This window comes from Arthrobacter sp. I3, from assembly GCF_000520575.1.
Taxonomy (GTDB): Bacteria; Actinomycetota; Actinomycetes; order Actinomycetales; family Micrococcaceae; genus Arthrobacter; species Arthrobacter humicola_A.
Map to the genome: position 1 here is coordinate 1 of NZ_KI914921.1, position 4864 is coordinate 4864.

The following is a 4864-nucleotide window of genomic DNA, read 5'->3' on the forward strand; positions in this document are numbered from 1 at the left end:
GCCCGGCCGCGCCCTCGGCCCGGAAACGTCTGACCCACCGGTACGCGGTCTGCCGGGACACGCCCAGCTCCGCCGCGATATGGGCGACCGGGCGACCGGCGGCCACCCGGTCAACGATCAGGAGTCTTCCATGAACCGTCAACCGGGCATTAACGTGGGACACGAGGACCTCCGAGCGCAAAGTGTGTGAACTAGACAGCTCCACTTAGCCCGGAGGTCCTCCTCGTTTTCAAGCCCTACATGTCAACAACGTCCCGGCTCAGTACACCTAGCCGGGCACCAGCGCGAACAGGCCCTTGACCAGCCCCGTGCCGAGCGCCAGGGCCGCGGGGAAGTGCGCCTTGGCCACCGCCAGCCCGGCGCCAAACATCCCCACCATGGCGTAGCCGCTCACCGGGATCAGGACGAACCATTCCCGCCGCGAACCCGCCCGGCCCAGCAGCGGGATGGAGAACGCCCCGTTGGCCCTCCAGATGTTCTTCAGCAGCGGCAGTTTCCGCAGGACCTTGGGCGGCTTGATCACCAGTGGCCAGAGCAGCGGCACTCCCCCGGTGGTAATCATGTCCCCCACAATGTGCACCAGCACCCCGGTAAGCATCGAAACCGGCAGCCAGGTCCACTGGTGTGGCGCGAACCACGTCACGAGCCCGGCCATGAGCAGCCCGACGATCCAGTTGCTGATCCAGCCGAATTTCGGGAAGAGCTTCAGTGCCTTCGCGGCGATGTTGATCATGAACATGCACAGCAGGCCGGCCCCGACGGACAGCAGCCCCCACTGGGTCTGCACCTGCCACTGCCCGGCGATCGTGGCCAGCAGCACGAAGAACGCTGCGCCCAGCACCGAATGAGTGCCCTGCCGGTGGCCCCCGCTGGCGTTCTCAATGCCGCGCGCCACCAGGTTGGACAGCGGCGGCAGCGCATGCGCCACCGTGCTGGCGCGGTGGTCCCAGTCGCAGACCAGCGCGGTCCCCGCCGTCGCCATCGCGCCGATCACGATTCCGGTGGGATCCAGGGGGTACCAGCCGAGCGCATACGGGCCGGTCGAGGCAATGGCTACCCACGCCGCGGCTCCCGACGCGGCGTGATGTCCTCCCATCATTCTTTTATTTCACCGCCGGTGTGGCAGAGACAGGTGCGTCGGAGAAGATGTTGCGGATCACGCCGTTGGCCCACTCCAGGATCTCGGCGTCCTGCAGGTCCCGGCCGCCGATCCTGGCGGTCGTGGGCTTCGGAACGAGCACGGCGTCCAGGGCCGGCTTCGCCTGCGCGCCCGGGTACATCCGGGTCAGGCGCATGAGCTTGGACTCGGGCAGTTGCGCCGGGGAGAACTTGATGAAGTTGCCCTGCAGCGCGACGTCGGACAATCCGGCCTCGCGGGCGCCCACCCGGAACCGGGCGACGTCGATCAGGTTGGTGGCCGGCAGCGGCAGTTCGCCGTAGCGGTCCACGAGTTCCGCGAGGACCTCCTCGATCGCCTCGTAGGTGATGGCGCTGGCGAGTTTGCGGTAAGCCTCCAGGCGCAGCCGTTCGCCCGGCACGTAGTCGTGCGGCAGGTGAGCGTTGACCGGCAGTTCGATCTTCATTTCGGCGGCCTTCTCCTCCGCCTCGCCCCGGTATTCGGCCACGGCCTCGCCGACCAGCCGGATGTAGAGGTCGAAGCCGACACCCTGGATGTGGCCGGACTGCTCGCCGCCGAGCAGGTTGCCGGCGCCGCGGATCTCCAGGTCCTTCATGGCCAGCTGCATGCCGGCGCCGAGCTCGTTGTGCGTCGCGACGGCCTTGAGCCGTTCCAGGGCCACCTCGCCCAGCGGTTTTTCCGAGGGGTAGAGGAAGTAGGCGTAGGCGCGTTCCCGGCCGCGGCCCACACGTCCGCGCAGCTGGTGCAGCTGGGAGAGGCCGTACTTGTCCGCGCCGTCCACGATCAGGGTGTTGGCGTTGGAGATGTCCAGGCCGGTCTCGATGATGGTGGTGCAGACCAGGACGTCGAAGCGCTTTTCCCAGAAGTCCACGATGATCTGTTCCAGCCGGCTCTCGGACATCTGCCCGTGCGCCACCTCCACCCGGGCCTCCGGGACCAGTTCGCGGATCTTCGCCGCGGTGCGGTCGATCGTGGACACCCGGTTGTGGACGAAGAACACCTGGCCTTCGCGCATCAGCTCACGGCGGATCGCGGCGGAAGTCTGCTTGTCCGTGTACGGGCCCACGTACGTCAGCACGGGGTGCCGTTCCTCCGGCGGGGTGGCCAGGGTGGAGGTTTCGCGGATGCCGGTCAGGGACATTTCGAGTGTGCGCGGAATCGGGGTGGCGCTCATGGCCAGGACGTCGACGTTGGTGCGCATCTTCTTCAGCGCTTCCTTGTGTTCGACGCCGAAGCGCTGCTCCTCGTCCACGATCACCAGGCCGAGGTCCTTGAAGCCGAAGTCCTTGGACAGCAGCCGGTGCGTGCCGATCACGACGTCCACGGAACCGGCCTTGACGCCGTCGGCGGTTTCCTTGGCCTCCTTGCCGGTCTGGAAGCGGGACAGCGGCTTGACAACAAGGGGGAAGCCGGAAAACCGCTCGGTGAACGTCTCGTAGTGCTGCTGGGCGAGCAGCGTGGTGGGCACCAGCACGGCGACCTGCTTGCCGTCCTGGACCGCCTTGAACGCGGCCCGGACAGCGATCTCTGTCTTGCCGTAGCCGACGTCGCCCGAGATCAGCCGGTCCATCGGGATCTCCCGCTCCATGTCGGCCTTGACCTCGTTGATGGTGGTCAGCTGGTCCGGGGTCTCCACGTACGGGAAGGCCTCCTCCAGTTCCCGCTGCCACGGGGTGTCCGGGCCGAAGGCGTAGCCGCGGGAGGCCATCCGGGCCGAGTACAGCCGGATCAGCTCGCCGGCGATCTCCTTGACCGCCTTGCGGGCCTTGGACTTGGTGCTCGCCCAGTCCGCGCCGCCCATCTTGCTCAGCGCCGGGGTGTCGCCGCCGACGTACCGGGTGACCTGGTCCAGCTGGTCGGTGGGCACGAAGAGCCGGTCGCCCGGGGCTCCGCGCTTGGACGGGGCGTACTCCAGGACCAGGTATTCACGCACGCCCTCGCCGCCACCGGCAACCTTGCGCTGGATCAGTTCCACGAACCGGCCGATGCCGTGCTGTTCGTGCACCACCGAGTCCCCGGCCACGAGCTGCAGCGGATCCACGGCATTCCGCCGCTTGGACGGCATCCGGCGCATGTCCTTCGTGGAACCGGCAGAGGTCCGGCCCAGCAGGTCAGCCTCGGTCAGCAGCGCCAGCTTGAGCGGATCCAGGACAAAACCGCGGCCGACGGCGGCGGTGGTCACCTCGATCAGCCCGGCCTGCGGATCGGCCTCGAGCGTGTCCACCCGCGCGCACGGGATGTCGTTGTCGTGGAAGAGTTCGGCGAGGCGCTGCGCCGGGCCCGGGCCCTCGGTGACCACGACGATCCGCCACTGGTCCCGGACGCGGGAGCCGATGAAGTCCATCATTTCCGCCACGTCGCCCTGGTAGCCGCGGGGTTCCCGGGCGTGCAGGTTCAGCACGTCGACGTCGGGCAGCAGCTCCTCGTCGCTGGCCAGCGAGGTGATGGACCACCAGGAGACGCCGTGCTCGAGGGCCGCGGTGCGGGTCTCGGTCAGCGAACGGAAGCTGGCCGAGTGCAGGGCAACGGATGCCGCAGAGGTCAAATCGAGCGGCGCCGTGCCGCCGTCGGACGCCGTGGACCAGGCGGCCTCGAGGAATTCCTCGTTCGTGGCGGCGAGGTCGTGGGCCCGGGTGCGGACCTTCTCCGGCTCGATCACCACCGCGATGGAACCCGCCGGGAGCTGGTCCAGGAACGGGACCATGGCGTCCACCAGCACGGGGGCCAGCGATTCCATGCCCTCGACGGCGATGCCGCCGGCGATTTTCTCCAGCATATCCGCGGCGGCCGGGAGCTGGGACTTCAGGGTGGCTGCGCGGGACATGACGGAGGGCGTGATCAGGATTTCACGGCACGGCGGGGCATGGAGTTCGGTGGGATGGTGCAGGCCGGGCGCGGTCAGCGAGCGCTGGTCGGCGACGGCGAACCAGCGCATCTGGTCCACCTCGTCACCAAAGAACTCGACCCGGATGGGGTGGTCCTCGGTGGGCGGGAAGACGTCCAGCATGCCGCCGCGGACGGCGAATTCGCCGCGGCGGGTCACCATGTCCACCCGGGCGTAGGCGGCGTCGGCCAAGCTCTTGACGACACCGCGGAAGGGGGCCTCCTGGCCGACTTTCAAGGTCACCGGCACCAGTTCGCCGAGGCCGGCGACGATCGGCTGCACGACGGCGCGGACGGGGGCCACCACCACGCGCAGCGCACCGGCGGTGGACGATTCGGGGTGCGCGAGCCGCCGCAGCACCGACAGCCGCCGGCCCACGGTGTCCGAGCGCGGGGAGAGCCGCTCATGCGGCAGCGTCTCCCAGCTGGGGAACTCCGCGATCGTCTCGGCCGGCAGAAAGGCGCGCAGGGCCTCGGTCAGGTCCTCGGCCTCGCGGCCGGTCGCGGTGACGGCCAGGACCACGGGCACTCCCCGGCCAGCCCCTGCAGAGCCGGTTTCGCTTCCCGCCAGGGTCGCGAGTCCGTCCGCCATTTCCGCGAGCAGCGTGGACCGCATCCCGGCCGGGGCGCTGATCTGGTAATCCTCGCTGCGGGCCGCGAACCCGCGGGCGGCCTCGGCCTGGATCCGGGCGTAGTTCCGGTCTTCGGCGAGGACACGGCGCAAACCGGTGAGAGAGGGGCCGTTGAGGCTCATAGCTGTTGCTCCTGATGGGATCACGGGGTGCAGGCAACACGAATAGCCGAAATTCGCGAGAATCCCGGGCCCTCCAAGCCTACCGCGGA

Annotated in this window: 3 protein-coding genes; all 3 read right to left on the reverse strand. The window is 68.8% G+C overall.

From position 1 onward, the window contains the following. Positions 1-163, reverse strand: a 163-nt coding sequence (locus Y706_RS28065; protein WP_156945111.1) for a helix-turn-helix domain-containing protein, incomplete at its 3' end; no start/stop codon positions are given. Positions 164-268: 105 nt separating this feature from the next. After that, positions 269-1099 (reverse strand): metal-dependent hydrolase, encoded by an 831-nt coding sequence (locus Y706_RS0109950; protein ID WP_018774647.1) that lies wholly within the window; start codon positions 1097-1099, stop codon positions 269-271. Between the two features lie 4 nt (positions 1100-1103). Next, complete coding sequence (gene mfd / locus Y706_RS0109955) at positions 1104-4775, reverse strand: transcription-repair coupling factor (protein ID WP_028276478.1); 3672 nt, start codon at positions 4773-4775, stop codon at positions 1104-1106. Positions 4776-4864 lie beyond the last annotated feature (89 nt).